Raw genomic sequence first — 23485 nt, 5'->3', positions numbered from 1 at the left:
CTTCGACAATGACTCACAAGACCGGGACGGCTTCGGCGAAGTGACACGCCACCGGATGGCCCTGCCCACGTTCGGCGAGTTCCGGCATCTCCCGCTGGCAGCGCGTCCGCTCAGTTTCGTCAAGCCGGTTGGCGAACAGCGGGCAGCGAGTCCGGAACCGGCACCCGGACGGCGGGTCGGTCGGACTCGGCATCTCCCCGCTGACGACGATTCGCCGGCGTGCCCTTTCCTTGCGGGGATCCGGGATCGGGATGGCCGAGATGAGCGCCTGCGTATAGGGGTGCGCCGGGTTGGCGAACACCTCCTGGCACGCGCCGGTCTCGACGATCCTCCCGAGGTACATGACCGCGACCCGGTCCGCGACGTGACGCACCACCGACAGGTCATGCGCCACGAACAGGTAGGCGAGGCCGAGCCGGTGCTGCAGATCTTCGAGCAGGTTGACCACGCCGGCCTGGATGGACACGTCGAGCGCGGACACCGGTTCGTCGAGGACCAGGAGCTTGGGTTCGAGCGCGAGAGCGCGGGCGATGCCGATGCGCTGCCGCTGCCCGCCGGAGAATTCGTGCGGGTACCGGTTGCCGTGCTCGGAGTTGAGCCCGACCGTCCGCATGAGTTCGGCGACGTACCGGGCCCGGTCCGCGGTGTGCAGCCCGTGGATGCGCAGCGGCTCGGAGATGATCTCATGGACCGTGAGCCGGGGGTCCAGCGAGGCCATCGGGTCCTGGAACACGATCTGCATCTGCCGGCGCAGCCGCCGCATCCGGTACGTGGACAGATCCGCGATGTCCTGGCCGTCGAAGACAACCTGACCCGAGGTCGCACCGCGCAACCCGAGCACGGCGCGGCTGGCCGTCGACTTGCCGCAGCCGGACTCCCCGACCAGGCCCAGCGTCTCGCCCGGATAGATCTCGAACGAGACGTCGCACACGGCGTGCACCGTGCCAGTCGTCCGGCCCAGCAGGCCCCGGCCGCGCACCGGGAAGTGCACCACCAGGTCCCGGACCGACAGAATCGGCTGAGAAGGGCCGGACCGCCCAGACGGTGCGGCGTCGGGGACGGTCACATCATGATCGAGCGAGGTCACGGGAGGTTCCCTTTCCCGGTAGGCGCCTCGGCCGGCGGCCGATCGGGGCGGTCTGGGGTCCGCGCGTCCGCCGAGGTGGGCGCGTACAGGTCGTGCGGCCGCACGCCGGCCAGGTTCTCGGAGAAGTGGCAGGCGGCGGAGTGCCGGGGCGAGGTCGCGTCCATGAGCACGGGCTCCTCGGTTTCGCACCAGTCCTGGGCGATCGGGCACCGGGGGGTGAAGGGACAGCCGGCGGGCAGGTTGAGTAGCGAAGGCGGCGACCCGAGGATCGGCAGTAGCCTCTGCGACCTGCTCGCGTCCAGGCGGGGCACGCTACCCAGCAGGCCCAGCGTGTACGGCATCCGCGGCCGGTAGTAGATGTCCTCCACGTCGCCGATCTCCACCGGCTTGCCGGCGTACATCACCAGGACCCGGTCGGCCTGCCCGGCGACGACACCGAGGTCGTGCGTGATGAGGACCATGGCCGCGCCGGTCTCCTGCCGCGCGGTCCGGAGCGCGTCGAGGACCTGCGACTGCACCGTCACGTCGAGCGCCGTGGTGGGCTCGTCGGCGATGATCACATCGGGCCGGTTGGCCATGGCGATGGCGATGACGACCCGCTGACGTACCCCGCCGGACAGCTCGTGCGGGTAGCTGTCCACCCGCTGCCCCGGGTTCGGGATGCCGACCGCGTCGAGCAGCTCCACCGCCCGCCTGCGGGCCTGCGCCTTCGGCACGTCGTTGTGTGCCCGTATGGCCTCGGCCACCTGGTAGCCGATCGTGTGGACCGGGTTCAGCGAGGTCATGGGGTCCTGGAAGATCATGGCGATCTTGCTGCCGCGGAACCTGTTGAGCTCTTTCTCCCGGAGGCCGAGGAGCTCCTGCCCGCGGAATCGGATCGAGCCGGTGATCCGCGCCGACCGGGGCAGCAGCCCCATGATGGCCATCGACGTCACTGACTTGCCCGACCCCGACTCGCCGACGATGCCGAGGATCTCGCGCTCGCGAAGGCGGTAGCTCACCCCGCGGACGGCCTGGACGAGCCCGTCGTCGGTGGGGAAGCTCACCGTGAGATCCTCGACGACCAGGACGTCCGCGGTCTCGTCCGCGGTCTCGTCCGCGGCCGGTGTCGCGGCGGTTGCCTCAGTGCTCATGAGCGCACCCTCGTCGTGGTCGGGTCGAAAGCATCCCGCAGGCCGTCACCGATGAAGTTGATACTCAGGACGATGAGGATGATGAAGGCTCCGGGGAAGTAGAACAGCCATGGCCGGGTCGACACGGCGGTCTGCGCCTGGCTCACCAGCAGGCCCAGGGAGGTGTCCGGCGGCAGCACCCCGAACCCGATGAAGGACAGACCTGTCTCGGACAGGATCGCCCCCGCGACCAGGATCGTGACGCTCACGATGACCGGGCCCATCACATTGGGAACGAGGTGACCGAAGATGATCCGCCGATCCCGGGCTCCGAGCGCGTGAGCGGCCTCGATGAACTCCTTCTCCCGCAGGGACAGGACCGAGCCGCGGACGACTCGCGCCACGATCGGCCAGGTGAGCGCCGCGAGGATGATCCCGATGAAGAACCAGCTGCCGGCGGACGCCCCCACCTGGGCGCCGAGGATGGCGGCGACCGCGATGGTGGGGAAGGTGAGGACCAGGTCGACGAACCGCATCATGAACGTGTCGAACACGCCCCGGTAGTAGCCGGCGATCGCCCCGTAGACGGTGCCGACGCCGGTCGCGGTGAGGGCCACGAACAGCGCGATCTCCAGCGATCGCTGGGTCCCTCGCATCACCATGGCCATCAGGTCCATACCGGTCGAGTCGGTGCCGAACGGATGCCGCAGCGAAGGTGGCGCTGAAATGTCCGGTGTCAGCTGATCGTAGGAGTAATGCCAGAACGCCCCGCCGGCGAAGGCGAACAGCACCACCGCGATGAAGACGAACAGGCTCGCCACCGCGAGCTTGTGCCGCAGGAAGCGGCGAAGGATCAGGTGTCCTTGCGACCGTGCCTTGACGGTGAACTCGCGGTCCAGGCGGGCGGGCCCGTGGGAGGCGCCGGTGGTCGACGTCACCTCCGCCCCGTGTGGCACGTGATCCTCCCGCGGCTGGGAGCTAGGCATAGCGGATCCTCGGATCGAGTGCGGCATAGAGCAGGTCGGCTATCAGATTCATAAGGATCACTGCGCTACCCGCGATGAGCAGCCAGGCCAGCACCGGATAGACGTCACGAAGCCGGATGGAGGTGAGCAGGAGGTCCCCCATGCCGTGCCACTGGAAAACGGTCTCGGTGACGATCGCGCCGGAGAAGAAGGCCGCGAAGTCCAGCGACATCACGGTCACCATGGGCGCGAGCGCGGTGCGAAGCGCATGGCGCACCAGTACCTGCCGGCGGGGCAGGCCCTTGGCCCTGGCCAGCCGGACGTAGTCGCTGCCGAGCACTTCAAGCATGGATGCGCGGTTGAATCGGCTCCATGAGGCGAACGAGGTGATCGCCAGCACGATGGTTGGCAGGATGAGATGCCCGGCGATGTCGGCGATCCGTGCTCCCAACCCCCCGGTGGTCTCGATCGACCGGTCGCCGATCGTGTAGAAGATGGAATGACCGGTCTGCAGGTTGATGTTCACCGCGAGTTGCTTGAGCAGGATCGCGAACCAGAAAACCGGCATCGCAAGGAACAGGAAGCCCAGCCCGGTCAGGGTGTAGTCGAGTGGCGAGTACTGCTTGGCCGCGCTCACGACGCCGACCACGCCCGCGATGATGGCGGCGAGCAGAACGGCGAGGAGCACCAGCCGGATCGTCACCCCGAAGCGGACCCACATCTCGGTCCCGATGTTGATGTTCTGTACGGACGGACCGAAGTCGCCGTGCGGGATTCCGCTGATCCAGTTCCAGTAGCGCTCCAGCAACGGCTGGTCCAGCCGGAGTTCGTGAGCCTGGGCGAGCAGGACCGACTCCGGCGGGGGAGGTTGTCGCGCGCGCAGATCATCGAGCGGGTCGCCGGACAGCGACACCATGAGAAACACCAGAAAGGTCGAGATCAGCAGCACCGGAATCGAGATGAGCAGGCGCCGAACGGCGTAGGCGGACATTGAGTGGTCTCCTTCCCACCGTCCGAGACGGGGGCGACTTCGGGGTCACCGGCACCGGGTCCTGGCCCGGTCACACCCCTTGGCGGGGTATGGCCGGGCCGACGAACCGTGACTCTTCGTGGGGTGGGCTGTTCGTGACAGCCAGGGCGCGTTGCCCGTGATGGCCCCGGAACCACCCTCTGACGAGGACAGGTGGCCAGCTCGGACAGGTCGTGATGCCCGTCCGGTGACATACCGGGATTCGGCCGCCCAGCGTACTACCGGCAGCGTCCTGTTGGACGGCACCGCTGCAGGTAGAAGGCTGGATCGGCCTTCATCGGCCCGGTGACGTTCCGGACAGAAGGCTAGCTGCCGGACGCCAGCAAGCCCCACTCGGCGACGTTGTACGTCGGGCCGATGTAGTTGGCGTTGGAACGAATGCCGCCGTACTTGCTGTCGTAGGCGAGCAGGGAGGGCCGCTGGTAGATCGGCAGCGAGAAGGCGTCCGCGGAGATCTGCTTGTCCGCGTTGTTGAGTGCGGTCGTCACCGCCGCCGGGTCCAGGTTGGTGACCGAGTCCTTGAGCCACTTGTCCACGTCGGCGTTGCGGTAGTTGTTGTGGTTGGAGCCGCAGTACGTCACGCCCTCCGGGCACGACAGGTAGAGCGGAGCGCTGATCGCCGCCGGGAACGCCGAGCCGACCCAGGCGAACACGATGATGTCGTAGTCATAGCGCGAGTCCTGGTGGATCTGGCTGGCGCCCAGGTTGTCGGTCGGCTCGATCTTGATGGTGATCCCGAGCGGCTTGACGTACTGGGCGAACAGCGTGCCCTCGGTCTGGCGCAACTGGTTGCCCGCCGTGTAGACGAACCGCAGCTCGGGCACCGCCTTGCCGTCCGGCGCGACCAGCTTGGTGCCGATGCCGGTGTAACCCGCGGCCTGCAGGATCTGCGTGGCCTTGGCGACATCACCCTTGCCGAAGCCCAGCGCCCCGACGTTGTCCTGGTAACCCTGCTGCTGGGGCATGAAGAAGTGGTTGTTCAGCGGCTTGGTGTCGGGAGCGATCTGGCCGACGGTCCTGTCGATGATGCCCTGGGTGTCGACCGCGATGAACATCGCCTGGCGCAGCGCGTCACCGGCCGGATTCTGCCCGAGGAACGGGTTGTTGAGGTTGAGCCCGAAGTGCTCCCAGAAATAGCTCGGGCCGACCTGATAGTCGACACCCTGGAGCTGCTTCAGCTGGTCGAGCAGGTCCACCTGGGGGGCCGGCTTGATCACCTGGACCTCATGGTTCTGCAGCGCCGGCACCGTCTGCGTGGTATCGGTGATGATGCGGAAGATCAACTGGTCCAGGTTCGGGCCACTCCCGTACCAGGCGGCGTTCTTGGCTAGGACGACAGCCTGGTTGGGCTCGAACCGCTCGATGGTGAACGGCCCGCCGGACCATGTCGGCGGCTTGTCGGCGAACCCCTCATTGAAGCTGGTCGCCAGCCCCGCCGTCGTCGTGATGTCACCGTAGGTGGCGGCGATGTGCGAGGGGAACAGGAACGAGAACAGCGTCTGCCAGGCGGCGAAAGGCTTCTCGAACACCACGGTCACGGTCTTGCCACCGTCGGATCCGGTGACAGACTTGATCTGGTCATAGCCGGTGGTCGACGATACCTCGCACGTGGGGCAGTCCTTGGCGTTCGAGGTCTTCCACACGTAGCTGAAGTCGTCCGCGCTGATCGGCGTCTTGTCCGACCAGACCGCCTTGGGGTTGATCTTGTAGACGATGATCTGCGGGCTCGTCGACGTCTGCGTGGCGCTCAGCATCAAGTCGGTGTTGAGCTTCATGGTCTGCATGTCCGGCTGGGGAATGTAAACGCTGGGCATGACGGCCGAGACCGCCGTCATGGACTCCACCGTGCTTCCGAGGGACGTCAGCGGATTCCAGCTGTCAACGTTCTTCTCCAGCACGAAGCTGAGGCTCCCACCCGCCTTGACCGGAGCGTTGTTGACCGTGTTCGCATCGCCCTGGATCTGCTTCGCGGCACCCGTATCACCACCGCCCGCGGCTTCGGTACCGGAGCCGGAGCCACCGGTGGCACCTGAGCATGCTGACACCGCAAGGCTGAGCGCGAGCGCGCCGACCACCATGTGGAGGCCCGTTGCCGGACGCTTCCCACCATTTCTCATCTCGTATCCTTCATCGATCTTCCGGGCCCGGGGGCAAACGGCGAACTGGAGGTTGGGGAAAGGGGAACTTTCGGGTGAACCGTGACGGAGCCGGTGCTATCTGCTCGTCCCGCCCACATGCCGCGGGCATGCCTGAGGTGCTGGGCCATTAGACGAGCGGCCCCGTCGGCATCACCCGCTTCGATGGCGTCGAGCAGCTTCTCGTGCTCGCGCGCGGAGTCGATCAGATCGGGGGAGCCGATCATCTGCTGCAGACCATGCAAGCGGGTCTGGTTGCGGAGCCGCCCCACTATCTCCACGAGGTAGCGGTTGCCCGTCCTGGCGAGCAGGCCGAGGTGCAGGTCGTGGTCGTGGGCGATGAAGGCCACCATGTCACCGGCCAGAGCGTGCTGTTCCGTCTCCTTGGCCAGCACCCGCAGGTCCGCCAGTTCCAGGAGCGGTCGGCTAGCCGCCAGGTCCCGGACTGCCGGCACCTCGAGCATCGTACGGATACTGACCACCGAGTCCAGGTCCTCCTCGGTGAGGGTACGGATCCGGAACCCGCGGTTGCGCACGAGCTCGACGAGCTCCTCCTTGGCCAGATCGAGCAGCGCCTCGCGGACCGGGGTCACGGAGACCCCCAGCTGCGCGGCGATGCTTCCGATCGAGTACAGGTCACCGGCGACCAGAGCGCCGGTGATGATCTGCGCCCGGAGCAGCCTGGCCGCTTCGTCTCGCAGGCTGGTCCGGGAGAGAACACCGAGCTCCGTCGGGCCGGACTCGGCGCCCTCGCCGAGCCCGCTACCGGCCATCACGACCGTTCTTCGGCGCTGCCGGGACGACGCAATCCCGGGTACAAGGTGTTAGGCATGAGGTGTAAGGTACTACACCGTAAACCCACAGTACAAGAAGGGAAAAGTAGACAAAAACCTCGTTTCCGCCGTAATGCCGATCCGACCCCGCAGACCGATGCTCCATAGCCCTTGATCGAACGCAGAAGGACAAGCAGCCAATGACCTCGCCAAACGCGGAAAACGCCAAGAACGCCGTGATCAATGTGCAGCAAGAACTCAACATCCCGGTGGCCATGCGTGACGGCGTGGTGCTCGTCGCCGACGTGTACCGGCCCGACACCGGCGCTCCGGTACCGGTCATCGTCGCCCGCACGCCGTACGGTAAGAACACCGAGTTCTCCTACCGCAAAGCAATGTGGTGGGCGCGGCGCGGATACGCCTTCCTCTGGATGGACGTGCGGGGACGCGGCGACTCGGAGGGGACCTTCCGGCCGCACCTCGACGAGCCGCTCGACGGCTACGACACCATCGAGTGGGCCGCCAAGCAGCCCTGGTGCGACGGCCAGGTCGTCACCTGGGGCCAGTCCTACCTCGGCTACGTGCAGTGGCTGACCGCGGTCGAGCAACCACCGAGCCTGAAGGCGATGATCGTCTACGTGCCACCGTCCGACCCCTTCGTGGAGTGGCCGACCGGCGTGCACCTGCCCATGGAGGTCTGCTGGTTCCGGCTGATCGACGGCCGCTCCCTCCAGTACGTCGAGGGGATCGACTGGGACGCGGTCTACGATCACCTGCCGCTGCTCAGCCTGGACGAGCACGCGGGGTTCCACAGCGAGCACTGGCGAGACGATCTCTCCCACCCGCCATCGGACACCGATTACTGGGGTCCCAAGGACTACCAGCACCGGTTCGACCAGGTCGACATCCCCACCATGCACGTGACCGGCTGGTATGACGACGTCCAGCCGGCGACGTTCATCAACTTCGCCAGGATGACCAGGCAGGCGCCGACCGAGCGGACCCGGCGCGGCCAGCGGCTGGTCGTCGGGCCGTGGGACCACGGCCTCACCCGGCGGCGGGAGCGGACCCTCGGACCCATCGATTTCGGCCCCGGCGCGGACTTCGACCTCGACGGCCACGAGCTGCGATTCCTCGACCACTTCGTCAAGGGTCAGAGCAACGGCGCCGACGCCGATCCCCGTGCCCAACTGTTCGTCATGGGCGACAATCAGTGGCGTGGTGAGGACGAATGGCCGCTCGCGCGCACGGAGTGGAGCTCGCTGTACCTTTCCAGCGGCGGTAACGCGAACACCCGGTTCGGTGACGGCACCCTGACCTGGGAGCAGCCGGGCACCGACGAGCCCGCCGACACCTTCCGCTACGATCCCGCCGATCCGGTGCCGTACCTCACCTCGCCGACCTCACACCAGATCGGCGGACCCGACGACTACCGCGAAATCGAAGAGCGCGCGGACGTTCTCGTCTACGCCACCCCCGTGCTGGAGACCGACCTGGAGGTGACCGGCCCGGTCAAGCTGGAGCTGTTCGCGTCCAGCGACGCGGTCGACACCGACTTCACCGCCAAACTCGTGGACGTGCACCCCGACGGCTTCTGCCAGCGGCTGACCGACGGCATCGTACGAGGGCGCTTCCGTGAGGGGCTCGACCAGGAGAGGTTCCTGCAGCCCGGGGAGGTGTACGGCTTCGAGGTGCACCTGTGGAGCACCTCGCAGGTCTTCCGCGCCGGCCACCGTATCCGGCTGGAGATCTCCTCGAGCGCCTTCCCGAAGTACGACCGAAACCTGAACACCGGCGGGCCGCTGGCGACCGGAGTGGAAAGCAAGGTCGCCGAGAACAACGTCTGGCACAGCCCCGGATACCCGTCTCGGCTGATCCTGCCCGTCATCCCCGCAGCCGATGCGACCGGCTGAAACAGCGATCCATTACAAGGAGAGACCTGTGCTTGAGATCTGCACCGTCGATTACCACACCGCCGGAGAGCCTTTCCGGATCGTCACCGGCGGCGTGCCCGACCTGACCGGTTCCACCGTTCTGGACCGCCGGGATAACGCCGCGTCCGCCGAGATCGACCGAGTCCGCCGGCTGCTGGTCCACGAACCGCGCGGGCACGCCGATATGTACGGCTGCTTCGTCACCCCGCCCGACGACGACGGCGCGTCGTTCGGGGCAGTGTTCTTCCACAAGGATGGCTACTCCACCGCATGCGGGCACGGCACCATCGCGCTCGGTGCCTGGGCGGTCGAGACCGGACGGGTCGACGCGCCGCCGGACGGCGAGGTGACCATACGGATCGATGTGCCGTCCGGCCGCGTCAGCGCCATCGTCCGGACTGTCGGCGGGAAGCCCCGGTCGGTACGGTTCCGCAACGTGCCGGCCTTCGTACAGGCCCGAGACGTGATCGTGGACACCGAGGCGGGTGCCGTGACAGTCGGCATCGCCTACGGCGGCGCGTTCTACGCCTCAGTCCGTGCCGACCGGCTCGGCATGGCCGTCACCCCGGGCGACCTGCCACGCATGATCGCATTGAGCCGCCAGATCAGATCCGCGCTCGACTCCCGCCAAGCCGCCGAGCACCCCGCGGATCCCCGCCTGTCCGGCATCTACGGCGTGACGTTCTACGAGGACCTGCCCCAGCCGTCGGAGGGCGGCGTGCACCAGCGCAGCTGCACCGTCTTCGCGGACGGCGAGGTGGACAGGTCACCCTGCGGCAGCGGCACCTCCGCCCGTCTCGCCCTTCTCGCCGACGAGGGCCGCCTGATCGACGCCACACTGATCCACGACAGCGTGGTGGGCACGAGGTTCTTCGGACGCGTTCTCGGCACCACCAGCGCGCCGGGTCGGAGCGGCTACCACACCGAAGTGGAGGGGAGCGCGTTCCGCACAGGAGAGCACCGGTTCATACTCGACAGCGAGGATCCACTAGGCGAAGGCTTCACACTGCGATGACCCATCCCCCCTACGTCGACCTGCCAACCCTTACCGCGCTCGTGTCCCTCCCCGCCGCGATCGACGCGTTGGAGGGCGCGTTGCGCGCGGGCTGGCCGGGGCAGGACCCCCTGCGCACGTCCGTGCCGACGCAGTCGGGCGAGTTCCTGCTCATGCCCAGCGAGGGGCCGCGCTACGTGGGGATCAAAGTCATCACCGTCGCGCCGGGCAACCCCGCCCGGCGGCTCCCCCGCATCCAGGGCACCTACATCCTGCATGACGCGGCCACGCTGACACCGCTGGCGCTGTTCGACGCCGCCGCGCTCACCACGCTGCGGACACCCGCGATCTCGGCAGTCGCCACCAAGCATCTCGCCCGGCCGGACGCCACCGAGTTAGTCGTGGCCGGCACCGGACCGCAGGCGCTCGGCCACGTGCTCGCCATGCGTGCCATACGCGACATCCAGCGCGTCGGTGTCCTCGGACGGACCCCGGAGTCGACAGACACCTTTGTGAAGACGTTGGTGGATATAGGAATCTCCGCCTACCCGGCCGGGGCCGGGGACGTGGCACAGGCACACATCCTGAGCCTGTGCACGACCGCCCGCAGCCCGGTCGTGCCGGACGCCTGGATCGGCGACCGGGCACATCTCAACGTCATAGGCTCGCACAAGCTCACGGCCCGTGAAGTCGAGACCGCGACCGTGGCACGGAGCCAGGTCGTCGTCGAGTCCCGGGAGGCCGCACTCGCCGAAGCGGGAGACCTCGTGATGGCGTTCGCGGATGGCGTGCCGCCTTCGGTCATCGTCGCCGACCTGGCCGAACTCGTTGGGGGCGCGACCATCGACCCCGCCCGGGTCACGTTATTCAAGTCAGTCGGAACAGGCTGGGAGGATCTCGCGGTGGCCGCGCTCGCCTACGAGCGACTCTCCCGATGACAGCCCGGCCCCGGACCGCCGCGCGTCGGCTCTGTGAACCCTTCGACAGGGATCAGGACCAGGCGAGTCCGTCCGGGTCAGGGTTCATCGCGCGGAGCTTCCCTCTGCGCCAAGCCCAACTGGGACATATGGCGATGGAGCTCCCAGAGTTGCATTAATAGGGCGAGACTTGGTGTATCAGACTGCGACGATGGCGAAGCACGACCTGGAGGCCGGCGGGCCCCGGGCTGATCGGCCGAAGCGCCGGCACTTCACCGCGGAGTACAAGTTGCGGATCGTGGAGGAGTACGACTCGGCGCCGGCGGGCGAGAAGGGCGCCATTCTCCGGCGCGAGGGGTCGTATGACTCAAGCGTTCAATTGTGGCGTAGGCGATCGACATCACAGAGAGCAACCGGGGTCATCAAGATCAACGATCTGATGGATACGACGCCGATACGCAAGAGCGCCCACGGAGCACACTGGAGATCAAAAACGCCGCAGGCAGGCCGATAGGACTGGGCGCCAAATAAAGTAGCCCCAGTTCACAGCATGTGAGCTGGGGCTACTTCAGGGTGCGCCGCCAGGGACTTGAACCCCGGACCCGCTGATTAAGAGTCAGCTGCTCTGACCAACTGAGCTAGCGGCGCTTGAACTCTTAAAGATTAGCGCACTGCGCGGAGCAGTCGAAACCGGTTAAAGTAGAACAACATTCGGTCTGGGACGGGAGCTTGAGGATGGGCTGGTTTGGGGCGCCTGCGGAGGTTGGGGAGCGGCTGCGGGGGGTGGACTACCTGGCGGATGAGGGGATCGTGACGTCGGTGTTCCTGGCGGGGGCGTTGGAGAAGCCGCTGCTGGTCGAAGGGCCGGCGGGGGTGGGGAAGACGCAGCTGGCCAAGGCGGTGGCGGGGGCTACGGGGGCCGAGTTGGTGCGGCTGCAGTGTTATGAGGGGCTGGATGAGGCTCGGGCGTTGTATGAGTGGAACTACAAGAAGCAGTTGCTGCGGATTCAGGCCGAGGATGACGCGTGGGAGGACATCTTCTCGGAGGAGTTCCTGCTGGAGCGGCCGTTGTTGAAGGCGATTCGCAATGACGCGCCGACGGTGCTGCTCATCGACGAGATCGACAAGGCGGATGTCGAGGTCGAGGGGTTGCTGCTGGAGATTCTCTCGGATTACCAGGTGACCATTCCGGAGCTGGGGACGATCTCGGCGGTGCGGAAGCCGTATGTGGTGCTCACGTCGAATGCGACGCGGGAGTTGAGTGAGGCGTTGAAGCGGCGGTGCCTGTATCTGCATCTGGGGTATCCGACGCCGGAGCGGGAGCGGGATATCGTGCTCGCGCAGGTTCCGGGGCTGGCGGGGAACCTGGCGGAGCAGCTGGCCAGGACCGTGGCGACGTTACGGAGTCTGGAGCTCAAGAAATCGCCGAGCATCGCGGAGACCATTGACTGGGGGCGCACGTTATTGGCGCTCGGGCGGGCGGAGTTGGATGAGGACACGATCGGGGAGACGCTCGGGGTGGTGTTGAAGCACCATTCGGATCAGGCGCGCGCGGTCAAAGAGCTGGGACTGTCGTGATGATCGAGCGGCATGTCGGGTTCGTCGCGGCGCTGCGGGAGGCGGGGATGCCGGTCTCGCTGGCGGAGGGGCTGGACGCGGCCAACGCGCTGATGGTCATCGATCTGCTGGATCGGGAGAGCCTGCGGGAGGCGTACGCGGCGACGCTGGTGAAAAGGCCGGTGCATCGGCCTGGGTTTGATGTGTTGTTTGATCTGTGGTTTCCGCCGGTGCTGTCGAGCGAGATGAGCGCTCCGGAAGAGGCGGAATACGATCCGAATTCTTCGGCCGAGCAGTTGCGAAGGGTGTTGCAGGGGCTGTTGCTGGGGGATCCGGACAGTCCGGCGTTCCGGGAGTTCGTGCGGGCCGTGGTCGAGCGGTTCGGGCGGGTGGAGGCCGGGCCGGGGCGGCAGTCGTGGTTCTCCTATTCGGTGTTGCGGGCGCTTTCGCCGGATACGTTGATCGCGCGGATGCTCAATCAGATGCTCACCGAGCGGGGTGGGCTCCCGGAGAAAATGGCGCGTCAGCAAATATCGGCAAATATTCGTAAATTTGAGGAAGCGGTGGCTTCTGATGTGCGGCGGCGGATCGCGGAGGAGTCCGGGATCGAGCGGATCGCGCGGTCCGCCCTCCGGCCGCCGATCGATCGGCTTGATTTTCTGCGGGTGACGAAGGCGGAGCTCGCCCAGCTGCGTCGCGAGGTGTATCCGCTCGCCCGGCGGCTGGCCAGCCGGTTGACCATCAAGCACAAACACGGACATCGGGGGCGGCTCGACTTCCGCCGGACCGTACGGGCTTCGCTGTCGACCGGTGGGGTGCCGCTGACCACCCACCTACGCCCGAAACGACCCCACAAACCGGAACTCGTCATTCTCTGCGACGCGAGCGACTCGGTGTCCAGCTTCTCGCAGTTCACCCTGCTGCTGACCTTCGCCCTCCGCGAGCAGTTCACGAAGGTACGGGCCTTCGCCTTCGTGGACACCGTCGACGAGATCACCAAATACTTCGCCCCCGGCACCGACGTTCTCGACGCCATCACCCGGATGACCAAAGAAGCCGACATCACCCGCTTCGGCCGAACAAACTACGGCAACGTCTTCACCCGCTTCGCCGACCGGTACGGCGACGCGATCGGCCCCAAAACCTCCCTCCTGATCCTGGGCGACGCCCGCTCCAACTACCAGCCCCCGGCCGTGGACACCCTCAAACAGCTGGTCGCCAAAGCCCGGCACGCCTACTGGCTCAACCCCGAGCCCCGCCCCCAGTGGGACACGGGCGACTCGGTCGCCACCGGCTACGGCGCGGTCATCCCGATGTACGAATGCCGCAACATCACCCAACTGGCAGCCTTCATCGAAAGCACAGACGTAGGAGCCCGCTGACCGAACGCTTCCCCACGTCTCTCGCCGTTATCCGGCGCCGTTCACGCCGACGACAGTTCTCGCCATACCGGCGCCAAAGCGGGGCCGGCGTCGCTACGCTCGCGATTCCCGAGGGGGCAGATCGCTCCGTTCGGGTTCCTGAGGGGCCGTTCGGGATTCCTAAGGGAGCTGACATCGCTCCGTTCGGGATTCCTGAGGGGGCTGGTGCCCTCCGGGTTACGTGACTCGGGTGACCGGCATCCTTGGGACGACTCGGGCAGCCGTCCGGGCCAGGAGTTCGACCTGTTCCTCCGTGAGTTCCATGACGACCTCGGAGCGGATCAGGCCCGCGATCTTGCGTGGGTAGGCGACCGCCAGTCCCTCACCTGTGACGACTCCGCCGCGGCCCTCGATCCGGCCGCCGTGCAACGCGAGCACGGGGGCGATCGTCACCTCGATGCCGGTTTCCTTCGTCAGTAGCTGGGCCAGCGCGGTTCCGGCGGAGATCAGGCCTTTGGCGACGGTCGTGCCGTACTTCTCGTCGAAGAAGAGGCGGCCGCCGTAGCGGGCGACGACCGTGTCGGGGCCCCAGGCTTCGTTGTCGATAAGCCAGAGGCCGCCGGGGCCGATGACCAGGTGGTCGATCGAGGCCTGGCCGGGGACGGCGCGGCCGTCCATGACGCGGTAGCCGTACCGGCGGAGGGTGAGGCGCAGCAGGCGGCCGGTGCGGACTTCGCCCCGGCGTTTGCCGCGCCAGACGGCGGTGCGTTCGTGGGCGCGCCAGGCGATCAGGAGGTCGACGCCGCCGGCCGCGAGGCCGGTGAGTAAGCCGAAGCCGAAGGGGTTGGCCCAGCCGTAGCGGTAGGCCAGGAGGTTGCCGAGCAGGAAACCGACGGCGGTGATGGCCGCGCGGACGCGGAGCCGGTTCTTGCGACCGGCCATCCAGAACGTCAGATAGAGGTTCTGGGGGGAAGAGCCGGTGAACTTCTCATCGCGCGGGACATAAATGGACCCACTTGCCACCTTGTGCTCCCCGAACATTAGGTCTGCTTTACCTAAGTTGTACCCAATCAGGAGTTCCAAGTCTCGCAAGGTGATGTAATTAACACACTCCCGCCATCCCGGATCGGTTTTGCCGCCAACATGGTTCACCGGCGTCAACTCCGAACTTCTTGACCGACCAGTCGGTATGCTTGTCGTTGGCTAAGGAGGCTGCACATGGCGCGCACGGCATCGACCATCGACGAACCGGTCCGGCAACGACTACTCTCCGTGGCGACTCGGCTGTTCGCCGAGCGCGGTTTCGAGGGCACGTCGGTCCAGGAGATCGTCGCGGCGGCCGGCGTCACCAAGGGCGCCATGTATCACTATTTCGACTCCAAGGATGATCTGCTCCGCGAGATCTACGGCCGGGTGCTGCGGATGCAGATGGAGCGCCTCAACCGTTTCGCCGAGGGCGACAGCCCGATCGAGGAGCGCCTGCACGCCGCTGCCCTGGACGTGGTGGTCACCACGGTCGAGAACCTGGACGATTCCAAGATCTTCTTCCGCTCGAACCACCAGCTCGCCCCGGACACCCGCAAGGTCGTCCGCGCCGAACGCCGCCGCTACCACGAACGTTTCCGCGAACTGGTCACCGAAGGCCAGCGCAGCGGAATCTTCCGCGCGGACATCCCCGCCGAGATGGCGGTCGACTTCTTCTTCGGCTCGGTCCACCACCTGGGCACCTGGTATCACCCGGAAGGCGAGCTCTCCGGCCAGGAAGTCGGCCGCTACTTCGCCGACCTCCTGCTCGCCTCCCTACGCCCCGAAGCCAAGTGACCTCACGCCCGAACCGGCGGCCTCACGCCCGAACCGGTGACCTCAGGTGACCTCACGCCCGAACCGGCGGCCTCACGCCCGAACCGGCCCCGGTAGATCGACCAGCCCCACCAGAGCCTCCCGATGATCACCCGGCGTCCCCAGCGCGATCTCATCGGTCTTGGCCCGCTTGAGATACAGATGCGCGGGATGCTCCCACGTCATCCCGATCCCCCCGTGCAACTGCACACATTCCTCCGCCGCGTGTACAGCTACCGCCCCGCAGTGCGCCTGCGCGACCGCCACCGCCACCCTGGCGCTGTGCGACCATCCCGCCGCCAGCTGATCGGCGGCGTTCCGCGCGGCGGCACGGGCCCCGACGATCTCCAGCCAGAGATCGGCCAGGCGGTGCTTCAACGCCTGGAACGACCCGACCGGCCGAGCGAACTGAGTACGTTCCCGCAGGTAGGCGACCGTGCTGGTCAGGCACCATTCGGCGACGCCGAGCTGCTCCGAGGCCAGCAACCCCGCGCCGAAGGCGAGCGTGTCCCGCACCGCACCCGGCTCGACGGCGACGAACCGGGCGGCGGCCGAAGCGAACTCCACGGTCGCGATCGGCCGGGTGAGATCAAGTGAGGTCACCGGGGTCACGGTCACACCCGGATCGTCCGCGGCCACGATGGCGAGCCCGGTCCGCACCGGAACGACGAGGACGTCGGCCACATCCGCGCCGGCGACGGCGGCGATTTGGCCGCTGATCGCCGAACCCGCGATGCTGACGGCCTGTGCTCCGTCGCCGAGCGTGGAGAGCGGCGACCGGTAGGGCGAGGACCCGAAAGGCACCGCCAGAGCCGCGGTGATCTCCCCCGCCGCCAGCCGTTCCAGCAGGTCCTCTGCATCGGGAACACCGAGCAGCGCACGGGTGGCAAGCACGGCGCTGGTCAGATACGGCACCGGCGTCACCGCGCGCCCGAGCTCCTCCAGCACCACCGCTGCCTCCCGGGCCGAGGCCCCGGCGCCGCCAAGCTCCTCCGGAATCAGCAGCCCGGCAACGCCGATGTCCCGCGCCAGCGCCTTCCACAGCTCCCCGTCGTCGGCCGCGCCCGGCGAGGCCTTGTCGGTGAGCAGGTCCCGGACCGCGGCCCGCAGCTGTTCCTCGATCTCGGTGTACAGCAGGGTCACTGGAGCACCCTCTTTCCTGCGGGCACGATCACGGTCATCGGGGCAGGTCCTTCCACGGCACGTCCTTGTCGACGCGAGGCTCGGAGGGCAGGCCGAGCACCCGCTCGGCCACGATGTTGCGGAGGATCTCCGAGGTGCCGCCCTCGATCGAGTTGCCCTTCGCGCGCAGGTAGCGGTATCCGGCGCCGCGGCCGAGGAAGTCGACGCCGTCGGACCGGCGGAAACTCCAGTCGTCGTAGCCGAGGCCCTCGTCGCGGAGCAGCTCCACTTCGAATCCGGACGCCTCCTGGTGCAACTGGGCGAACAGGAGCTTCATCCCGGAACCCTCCGGCCCGGGGTGACCCGCCGCCAGCTGTTCCCTGAGCCGGGCTCCGGTCAGGCGCATGATCTCGCTGTCCACCCAGAGCTTGAGCAGCCGCTGGTGCAGGTCGTGGCTGCGCAGTTCGGGCCGTTCCCGCCAGGTGTCGGCGAGCAGGCCGATCATGCTCCGGCGGCCGCGCGGCGTGCCGCCGCCGATCGCCACCCGCTCGTTCATCAGCGTCGTCTGGGCGACCCGCCAGCCGTCACCGATCTCGCCGAGCCGCAACTCGTCGCTGAGCCGCACCCCGGTGAGGAAGACCTCGTTGAACTCGGCCTCGCCGGTGATCTGGCGCAGCGGGCGCACCTCGACACCGGGCGCGTGCATGTCGCAGATGAAATAGGTGATGCCCCGGTGCTTGGGAACGTCCGGGTCCGTGCGGGCGACCAGGATGCCCCAGCGCGACAGATGCGCGCCCGAGGTCCAGACCTTCTGCCCGTCGACGACCCATTCGTCACCGTCGCGGACCGCCCGGGTGGCCAGTGACGCCAGGTCGGAACCGGCGCCGGGCTCGCTGAACAGCTGGCACCAGACCTCCTCCCCCGTGTAGAGCGGGCGCAGAAAGCGTCGTTTCTGCTCCTCGGTGCCGAAGGCCAGGATGGTCGGCGCGGCCATGCCGAGGCCGATGGCGATCCGGCCGGGGTCGTTGTCGGGGGTGCCGCGCAGCAGCTGGTCCGCCAGTGACTGCAGGTCGCGGGAGGCGCCGAGGCCGCCCAGCCCCACCGGGAAGTACAGCCAGGCCAAGCCGGCGTCGAAGCGCGCGCGCAGGAATTCCGTCGGGTCGGTCGTCGCCGGGTCGTGCTCGGCCAGAAGCGCGGACACCCGCTCCCGTACCGCTGTCGCATCCACCTATTTCCCCTTTTGTTGAGCAGGAACCCAGTCGTACCGCATGATCAACCGGGCGGACATCGGTGCAATCACTAGCCCATGTACTTCTTCAGCTCGCGGTACGCGAGGGAGCGTTTGTGGACCTCGTCGGGGCCGTCGGCGAAGCGCAGGCTGCGGGCGCCCGCCCACAGGGCGGCCAGCGGGAAGTCCTGGCTGACGCCGCCGGCGCCGTGCACCTGGATGGCCTTGTCGAGGATCCACTCCACGGCGATCGGTGTGGCGATCTTGATGGACTGGATCTCGGTGTGGGCGCCCTGGTTGCCGACGGTGTCCATCAGCCAGGCGGTCTTCAGGACCAGCAGGCGGAGCTGCTCGATCTTGACGCGGGACTCCGCGATCCAGTCCTGGACCACGCCCTGCTGGGCGATCGGCTTGCCGAACGTGGTCCGGCCGAGCGCCCGCCGGCACATCAGCTCGACCGCGCGCTCGGCCATGCCGATCAGGCGCATGCAGTGGTGGATCCGGCCGGGGCCGAGCCGCGCCTGGGCGATGGCGAAGCCGCCGCCCTGCTCGCCGATGAGGTGATCGGCCGGAACCCGGACATCCTCGAAGAGGATCTCGGCGTGGCCGCCGTGGTCACCGTCGTTGTAGCCGAAGACCGTCATCCCCCGCCTGACCGTCAGGCCGGGGGTGTCGCGGGGGACAAGGATCTGGCTCTGGCGGCGGTGGGAGGGCGCGTCCGGGTCGGAGCGGCCCATCACGATGAAGACCCTGCAGTTGGGGTTCATCGCGCCGGTGATGAACCACTTGCGGCCGTTGATCACGTATTCGTCGCCGTCGCGGACGATGGAGGTGGCGATGTTGGTGGCGTCGGAGGAGGCCACGTCGGGCTCGGTCATCGCGAACGCGGAGCGGATCTCCCCGCGGAGCAGCGGTTCCAGGTATTCCTTACGCTGCCATTCCGTGCCGAACTGGGCGAGCACCTCCATGTTGCCGGTGTCCGGAGCGGCGCAGTTGGTGGCGGTCGGGGCGATGGCCGGGGATCTGCCCATGATCTCGGCGAGCGGCGCATACTGCAGGTTGGTCAGGCCGGCGCCGCCGTGGTCGCCGGGGAGGAACAGGTTCCAGAGGCCGCGCCGGCGAGCCTCCTCCTTGAGATCGTTCAGCAGCGGCGGAGCGCTCCAACCGCTCTCGGCGGCCTGCTCCTCGAACGCGGCTTCGGCCGGATAGACGCATTCGTCCATGAAGGCCGACAGCCGCCCGGCCAGCTCCCTCGTCGTCTCGTCGTAGCCGAAATCCATTTATTCGACCTCTCTCAGACCGCGCTCGACCAGCGGTTCGACCGTGCCGCCGATCTCGGCGAAGCCATCTCCGACGGTGAGCCCCTGGGTGTAGCGGAAGTGGATGCCCTCGGCGATCACCGCGAGCTTGAAGCAGGCCAGGCCGATATACCACCCGAGTCTGGACAGGTCCCGGCCGGAGGCCTTGGCGTAGTGGGCGGCCAGGTCGCCGGTGTCGGCCGCGAAGCCGGTGTCGAGCATGGCGAAGTCGCCATACAGCAGGAAAAGGGCGAGGTCGGTGAACGGGTCGCCGAGCGTGGACATCTCCCAGTCGAGGACGGCTTTGAGGCGGCCGTCCTCGATGAGGGTGTTGCCCAGTTTGAAGTCGCCGTGCACGATCGCGGGCGAGCCGGAGTCGGGCACGGCTCGGGCCAGCCGGGCGTGGAGTTCGTCGATTCCGGCGACTTCTCTGCTGCGGGACGCGTCGAGCTGGCGTTTCCAGCGGGTGACCTGCCGGTTCAGGAAGCCGTCGGGGCGGCCGAAGTCGGCGAGGCCGACAGAGGCGGGGTCGATGGAGTGCAGGGCGGCGAGGACGTCGGTCAGGTCTCGGGCCAGGGCGGGGGTGATGGGCGGCTGGCCGCCGGACACGAACTCCATCACGTAGAAGTCCGCGCCGATGACGTCGGGGTCCTGGCACAGGTGGTAGGTGGCCGGGACCGGAACCGGGGTGTCCTGCAGAGCGGACATGACCCGGTATTCGCGGCTCATGTCGTGGGCGGTGGCGAGGACATGCCCCAGCGGGGGGCGCCGCACCACCAGGGTGCGGGATTCGTCCCGGACGATATAGGTGAGATTGGACTTTCCGCCGTGGATGACTTCGGCGGTGAGCGGACCTCTGGTCAGGCCGATCCGCTCCAGATGATCGGCGAGACGAGGGAGATCGAGTCCGGGAACGTTCACCCCCGCAGCGTACCGACCAGCCGGTATGCCTGTCGAACGCTACCCTGGCGGTATGGAACCTATGTTCTTTTCTTCCCCCGAAAACTGGCGTGATTGGTTGGTCGCCAATCACGATGCGCAGACCGAGCTGTGGGTCGGGTACTACAAGGTGTCCACCGGGAAGCCGAGCATCACATGGCCGGAGTCGGTCGACCAAGCCCTCTGTTTCGGGTGGATCGACGGGGTGCGGAAGAGCGTGGACGACGACTCGTACAAGATCAGGTTCACGCCGCGGAAGGCGCGGAGCATCTGGAGCGCCGTGAACATCGCGCGATTCCAGGAGTTAGTCGAGTCCGGGCTGGTGCATCCGAAGGGGCAGGAGGTGTTCGATCAGCGGACGGCGGATCGGTCGGTGGTCTACTCCTACGAGCAGGGGCAGGCGGCTGAGCTGCCCGCGGAGTACGAGGAGAAGTTCCGGGCCGAGCCGGCGGCGTGGGAGTGGTTCCAGGGGCAGGCACCGTACTATCGGCGGGCGGCCACGCACTGGGTGACCAGCGCGAAGAGGGAAGAGACGCGGCTCAAGAGGCTCACCCAGCTGATCTCCGACTCGGCTGAGGGGCGGCGCGTGGCCGTGCTCACGCCGCCGGGGAAGAAATGAAAGTGGTCTCTCCATTCGGGGCGATAGTGGCCATCCAGAAGTGACCACTTCGCGTTTAGGCTGACGCTCATGACTGCCACGATGCCTCCGCCTGTCGTCCTCGAAGGTCGTTATGTACGGCTTGAGCCGCTCACTCTCGATCATGTTCCTGAGCTGTTCGCGGCGGGAGGCGGCGATGACGAGGTGTGGCGGTGGATGCCCGCCTCGACGCCGCGCACGGAGGCGGAACTGGCCGCCGTGGCATCGAGTTTGATCGACGACCCGCACGCGCTGCCGCTGGCGGTGATCCGCGACGGGAGCGCGATCGGCTGGAGCACCTACCTGGGGTGCCCCGGCTTCGACAGCAGCATCGAGATCGGCTGGACCTGGTACGGGCAGGCCCACTGGCGTTCGCCCGTCAACACCGAATGCAAGCTCCTGCTCGTCGGCCACGCGATCGACAAACTCGGCTTCAACCGGGTCCAGCTCAAGACCGACATCATGAACGTCCGCTCCCAGACCGCCATCCGCAGAATCGGCGGCGTCCACGAGGGCACCCTGCGCCGCCATCGTCCCCGCCCGGACGGCACCTGGCGCGACACGGTCTACTTCAGCATCCTCGACGACGAGTGGCCCGACCACCGGACCCGCCTCCAGAACCGCCTGCTGACCGCCCAGTAATGGGTCTTCCATCGTCACGCGGCTGTCCCGGCGGACTCGGCGCCGCCGACGTGTTAGTTCGCCGCCGGCGTGTTAGTTCGCCGCCGCGCCTCCACGATCAACGCGCCAGAATCCCCGCGAGGAACTCCGCGAAAGCCGCCTTCAGGTCCGCCAGCGACGGAATCGAGCCCGCCCCCACCGCCGCGTCGAAAAGCATCCCCTCGCCGAAGGCCACCACCTGACGCCCGTGCCGTACCGGATCGGAGGAACCCGCGGCGGTGAGGAGGGCGACGGCGGGGTCGCGGAAGCGGCGGCCGATTTCGTCGTAGACCTTGCGGAGTTCCGGTCGGCGGGTGGCTTCCAGGGCCAGTTCGTAGCGGGCGATGGTGCGGTTTCGGTCGACGGTGATGGCCAGGTGCATGGATTCGGCCATCACGTCGGCCAGGCCAGCGAGCAGGTCTGGGCCGGGTGGGGCGGCTCGGTGGATCAGGGCGGCGAAGTCGGCTTCCTCCAGTTCGGTGAGGCGGGCCAGGGTCAGTTCGAGGAGCGCCGCGCGGGTCCTGGCGAGGTTGGACGTCGAGCCGGGCGGGAGTCCGGCGGAGTCGTCGATGGCGCGGTGGGTGAGGCCGCGCATGCCGCGTTCGGCCAGGATCGCGATGGCTGTGTCTCCGACGAGTGCGGCGCGTGCTGTCGTCATTCCACTGATACTACATCTGTAGTACAGTGACACTACAGATGTAGTGGAGGATGTCATGGCACACGTAGCGGTGGTCGGAGCGGGAATCGGCGGACTGGCGGCAGCCGCCGCCTTCCAGCGGAAAGGCTGGGAGGTCACGGTGCTGGAGCGCGCGCCGTCGATCGAGCCGGTGGGATCAGGGCTCGCGATGGCCCCCAACGCGCTGCGCGCGCTGGACACGATCGACGTCGGCGATCAGGTGCGGAAACTCGCCGCGATGCAGGGATCCGCCGGAATCAGACGGGCAGACGGCCGCTGGCTCTCCCGAACCAGCGCGGAAACCGCCAACGCCAGGTATGGCGACCCGACCGTCCTCCTCCGCAGGTCCTCGCTGGTCGAGTTACTGGCCGGACGCCTCACCGAGGGAACGATCCGGCTGAACACCTCCGTCTCGTCGATAACCGAAACGGCGGACCGGCCGGTCGTGACAACCGCGGACGGGGACGAACTACCGGCCGACCTGGTGGTGGCAGCCGACGGGATTCACTCGGCCACCCGCGCGCGCCTCTTCCCCGACCATCCAGGACCGGTGTACGCCGGAGTCACCAGCTGGCGGCTCCTCGCCACCGGCAGCGGCCTGACCACATCCGAATCCTGGGGTTCCCCCGGCCTCGTCTTCGGCGTCATGCCGTTGGTCGACGACCAGGTCTACTGCTACGCCACCGCTCGCGTCCCCGCAGGCCGGCAGGCCGAGGACGGCGAACTGGCCGAACTCGTCCGCCTGTTCGGCACCTGGCACGATCCGATCCCGAAACTCCTGGCCGAAGCCGACCCCGCGAAGGTGCTACGGCACGACATCTACTCATTGGAGCAACCGCTCCCCGCCTTCCACCGAGGCAGGATCGCCCTGCTCGGCGACGCGGCACACGCGATGACCCCCAACCTCGGCCAAGGCGCCTGCCAGGCCATCGAGGACGCGATCGTCCTCGCCCACCTGGCCGACCCGGCCCACCCCGAAAGCCTCGAAGCCTATTCCGCGACCCGACTCCCCCGCACGACCCCCATCGTCGCCCGATCCAGAACGATCTGCCGAATGACCTCGTGGCGCAACCCTCTGGCCGTCACCGCCAGAAACACCATGATCGCCCTACTCGGAAAACTCGGCCCCACCGCCGCCCTACGCCAGATGGACCCCGTCTTCGACTGGCACCCACCGCAGAACTGAGCTCTCCCACATGCCCGCGAGCGCCATCGTCGACA

General features: G+C 67.5%; 20 protein-coding genes, 1 tRNA gene and 1 pseudogene. 10 read left to right on the top strand and 12 right to left on the bottom strand.

Annotated elements, in window-relative coordinates:
- Positions 1–13: 13 nt before the first annotated feature.
- The 5 genes and pseudogenes from Acor_RS44145 to Acor_RS08645 all read right to left on the bottom strand — a co-directional run bounded on the left by Acor_RS44145 (position 14) and on the right by Acor_RS08645 (position 7102).
- A pseudogene (locus Acor_RS44145) lies at positions 14–2220 on the bottom strand (ABC transporter ATP-binding protein).
- Entirely contained in the window at positions 2217–3155 is a 939-nt protein-coding gene (locus tag Acor_RS08660) for an ABC transporter permease (protein WP_246238509.1), read from the bottom strand. Before Acor_RS08660 ends, Acor_RS44145 begins: the two are co-directional and overlap by 4 nt.
- A gap of 22 nt (positions 3156–3177) precedes the next feature.
- Positions 3178–4155 carry an ABC transporter permease gene (locus Acor_RS08655; protein WP_155336047.1) on the bottom strand — a complete coding sequence of 326 codons (978 nt, stop codon included), beginning with the start codon at positions 4153–4155 and terminating at the stop codon, positions 3178–3180.
- Positions 4156–4499: 344 nt separating this feature from the next.
- On the bottom strand, positions 4500–6311 hold the full coding sequence (locus Acor_RS08650) for an ABC transporter family substrate-binding protein (protein WP_155336046.1): 1812 nt from the start codon (positions 6309–6311) through the stop codon (positions 4500–4502).
- Positions 6308–7102: a GntR family transcriptional regulator gene (locus Acor_RS08645; RefSeq protein WP_155336045.1), complete on the bottom strand. Its 795-nt coding sequence runs from the start codon at positions 7100–7102 to the stop codon at positions 6308–6310. The genes Acor_RS08650 and Acor_RS08645 overlap by 4 nt, the downstream gene beginning before the upstream one ends.
- A 200-nt stretch (positions 7103–7302) precedes the next feature.
- Between Acor_RS08645 and Acor_RS08640 the strand changes: the two genes are divergently transcribed.
- The 4 genes from Acor_RS08640 to Acor_RS42760 all read left to right on the top strand — a co-directional run bounded on the left by Acor_RS08640 (position 7303) and on the right by Acor_RS42760 (position 11461).
- Positions 7303–9015 (top strand): CocE/NonD family hydrolase, encoded by a 1713-nt coding sequence (locus tag Acor_RS08640; RefSeq protein ID WP_155336044.1) that lies wholly within the window; start codon positions 7303–7305, stop codon positions 9013–9015.
- A gap of 28 nt (positions 9016–9043) precedes the next feature.
- Positions 9044–10051 carry a proline racemase family protein gene (locus tag Acor_RS08635; protein ID WP_246238508.1) on the top strand — a complete coding sequence of 336 codons (1008 nt, stop codon included), beginning with the start codon at positions 9044–9046 and terminating at the stop codon, positions 10049–10051.
- The gene (locus Acor_RS08630; RefSeq protein WP_155336042.1) at positions 10048–10968 is read left to right on the top strand and encodes an ornithine cyclodeaminase family protein; all 921 of its coding nucleotides are present in this window, start codon (positions 10048–10050) and stop codon (positions 10966–10968) included. Before Acor_RS08635 ends, Acor_RS08630 begins: the two co-directional genes overlap by 4 nt.
- A 190-nt stretch (positions 10969–11158) precedes the next feature.
- Positions 11159–11461, top strand: coding sequence for a hypothetical protein (locus Acor_RS42760; protein WP_174876121.1), 303 nt, complete (start codon positions 11159–11161; stop codon positions 11459–11461).
- Between the two features lie 60 nt (positions 11462–11521).
- On the opposite strand, the gene Acor_RS08620 is transcribed toward Acor_RS42760, so the two are convergent.
- Positions 11522–11595: transfer RNA gene (locus Acor_RS08620), tRNA-Lys, on the bottom strand.
- Positions 11596–11682: 87 nt separating this feature from the next.
- On the opposite strand from Acor_RS08620, the gene Acor_RS08615 reads away from it, so the two are divergent.
- Together Acor_RS08615 and Acor_RS08610 are read left to right on the top strand one after the other, a co-directional pair.
- On the top strand, positions 11683–12525 hold the full coding sequence (locus Acor_RS08615; protein ID WP_155336233.1) for an AAA family ATPase: 843 nt from the start codon (positions 11683–11685) through the stop codon (positions 12523–12525).
- Positions 12525–13886 (top strand): vWA domain-containing protein, encoded by a 1362-nt coding sequence (locus tag Acor_RS08610; protein WP_155336041.1) that lies wholly within the window; start codon positions 12525–12527, stop codon positions 13884–13886. Before Acor_RS08615 ends, Acor_RS08610 begins: the two co-directional genes overlap by 1 nt.
- A 216-nt stretch (positions 13887–14102) precedes the next feature.
- On the opposite strand, the gene Acor_RS08605 is transcribed toward Acor_RS08610, so the two are convergent.
- Positions 14103–14888, bottom strand: coding sequence for an NERD domain-containing protein (locus tag Acor_RS08605; RefSeq protein WP_155336040.1), 786 nt, complete (start codon positions 14886–14888; stop codon positions 14103–14105).
- Positions 14889–15083: 195 nt separating this feature from the next.
- Between Acor_RS08605 and Acor_RS08600 the strand changes: the two genes are divergently transcribed.
- Positions 15084–15686, top strand: a complete 603-nt coding sequence (locus Acor_RS08600) for a TetR/AcrR family transcriptional regulator (RefSeq protein ID WP_155336039.1) — start codon at positions 15084–15086, stop codon at positions 15684–15686.
- 72 nt (positions 15687–15758) lie between these two features.
- On the opposite strand, the gene Acor_RS08595 is transcribed toward Acor_RS08600, so the two are convergent.
- From Acor_RS08595 to Acor_RS08580, 4 genes are all read right to left on the bottom strand, one after another.
- Positions 15759–16847: an acyl-CoA dehydrogenase family protein gene (locus tag Acor_RS08595; RefSeq protein ID WP_155336038.1), complete on the bottom strand. Its 1089-nt coding sequence runs from the start codon at positions 16845–16847 to the stop codon at positions 15759–15761.
- A 34-nt stretch (positions 16848–16881) separates the two neighbouring features.
- On the bottom strand, positions 16882–18054 hold the full coding sequence (locus Acor_RS08590) for an acyl-CoA dehydrogenase family protein (protein WP_155336037.1): 1173 nt from the start codon (positions 18052–18054) through the stop codon (positions 16882–16884).
- Positions 18055–18125: 71 nt separating this feature from the next.
- Positions 18126–19334: an acyl-CoA dehydrogenase family protein gene (locus Acor_RS08585; protein ID WP_155336036.1), complete on the bottom strand. Its 1209-nt coding sequence runs from the start codon at positions 19332–19334 to the stop codon at positions 18126–18128.
- A complete protein-coding gene (locus Acor_RS08580; RefSeq protein ID WP_155336035.1) occupies positions 19335–20273 on the bottom strand; it encodes a phosphotransferase family protein in 939 nt (312 codons plus the stop codon).
- A gap of 97 nt (positions 20274–20370) precedes the next feature.
- On the opposite strand from Acor_RS08580, the gene Acor_RS08575 reads away from it, so the two are divergent.
- On the top strand, positions 20371–20910 hold the full coding sequence (locus tag Acor_RS08575; protein ID WP_218034193.1) for a YdeI/OmpD-associated family protein: 540 nt from the start codon (positions 20371–20373) through the stop codon (positions 20908–20910).
- A 69-nt stretch (positions 20911–20979) separates the two neighbouring features.
- Positions 20980–21570 carry a GNAT family N-acetyltransferase gene (locus Acor_RS08570; protein ID WP_155336033.1) on the top strand — a complete coding sequence of 197 codons (591 nt, stop codon included), beginning with the start codon at positions 20980–20982 and terminating at the stop codon, positions 21568–21570.
- Between the two features lie 97 nt (positions 21571–21667).
- On the opposite strand, the gene Acor_RS08565 is transcribed toward Acor_RS08570, so the two are convergent.
- Positions 21668–22246, bottom strand: a complete 579-nt coding sequence (locus Acor_RS08565) for a TetR/AcrR family transcriptional regulator (protein WP_155336032.1) — start codon at positions 22244–22246, stop codon at positions 21668–21670.
- Between the two features lie 55 nt (positions 22247–22301).
- Between Acor_RS08565 and Acor_RS08560 the strand changes: the two genes are divergently transcribed.
- Positions 22302–23450: an FAD-dependent monooxygenase gene (locus tag Acor_RS08560; RefSeq protein WP_155336031.1), complete on the top strand. Its 1149-nt coding sequence runs from the start codon at positions 22302–22304 to the stop codon at positions 23448–23450.
- Positions 23451–23485 lie beyond the last annotated feature (35 nt).

Source organism: Acrocarpospora corrugata, assembly GCF_009687845.1.
GTDB classification, from domain to species: Bacteria; Actinomycetota; Actinomycetes; order Streptosporangiales; family Streptosporangiaceae; genus Acrocarpospora; species Acrocarpospora corrugata.
Note: the sequence above shows the minus strand (reverse complement) of the source record. Positions and strands in the feature narration are given on the sequence as shown.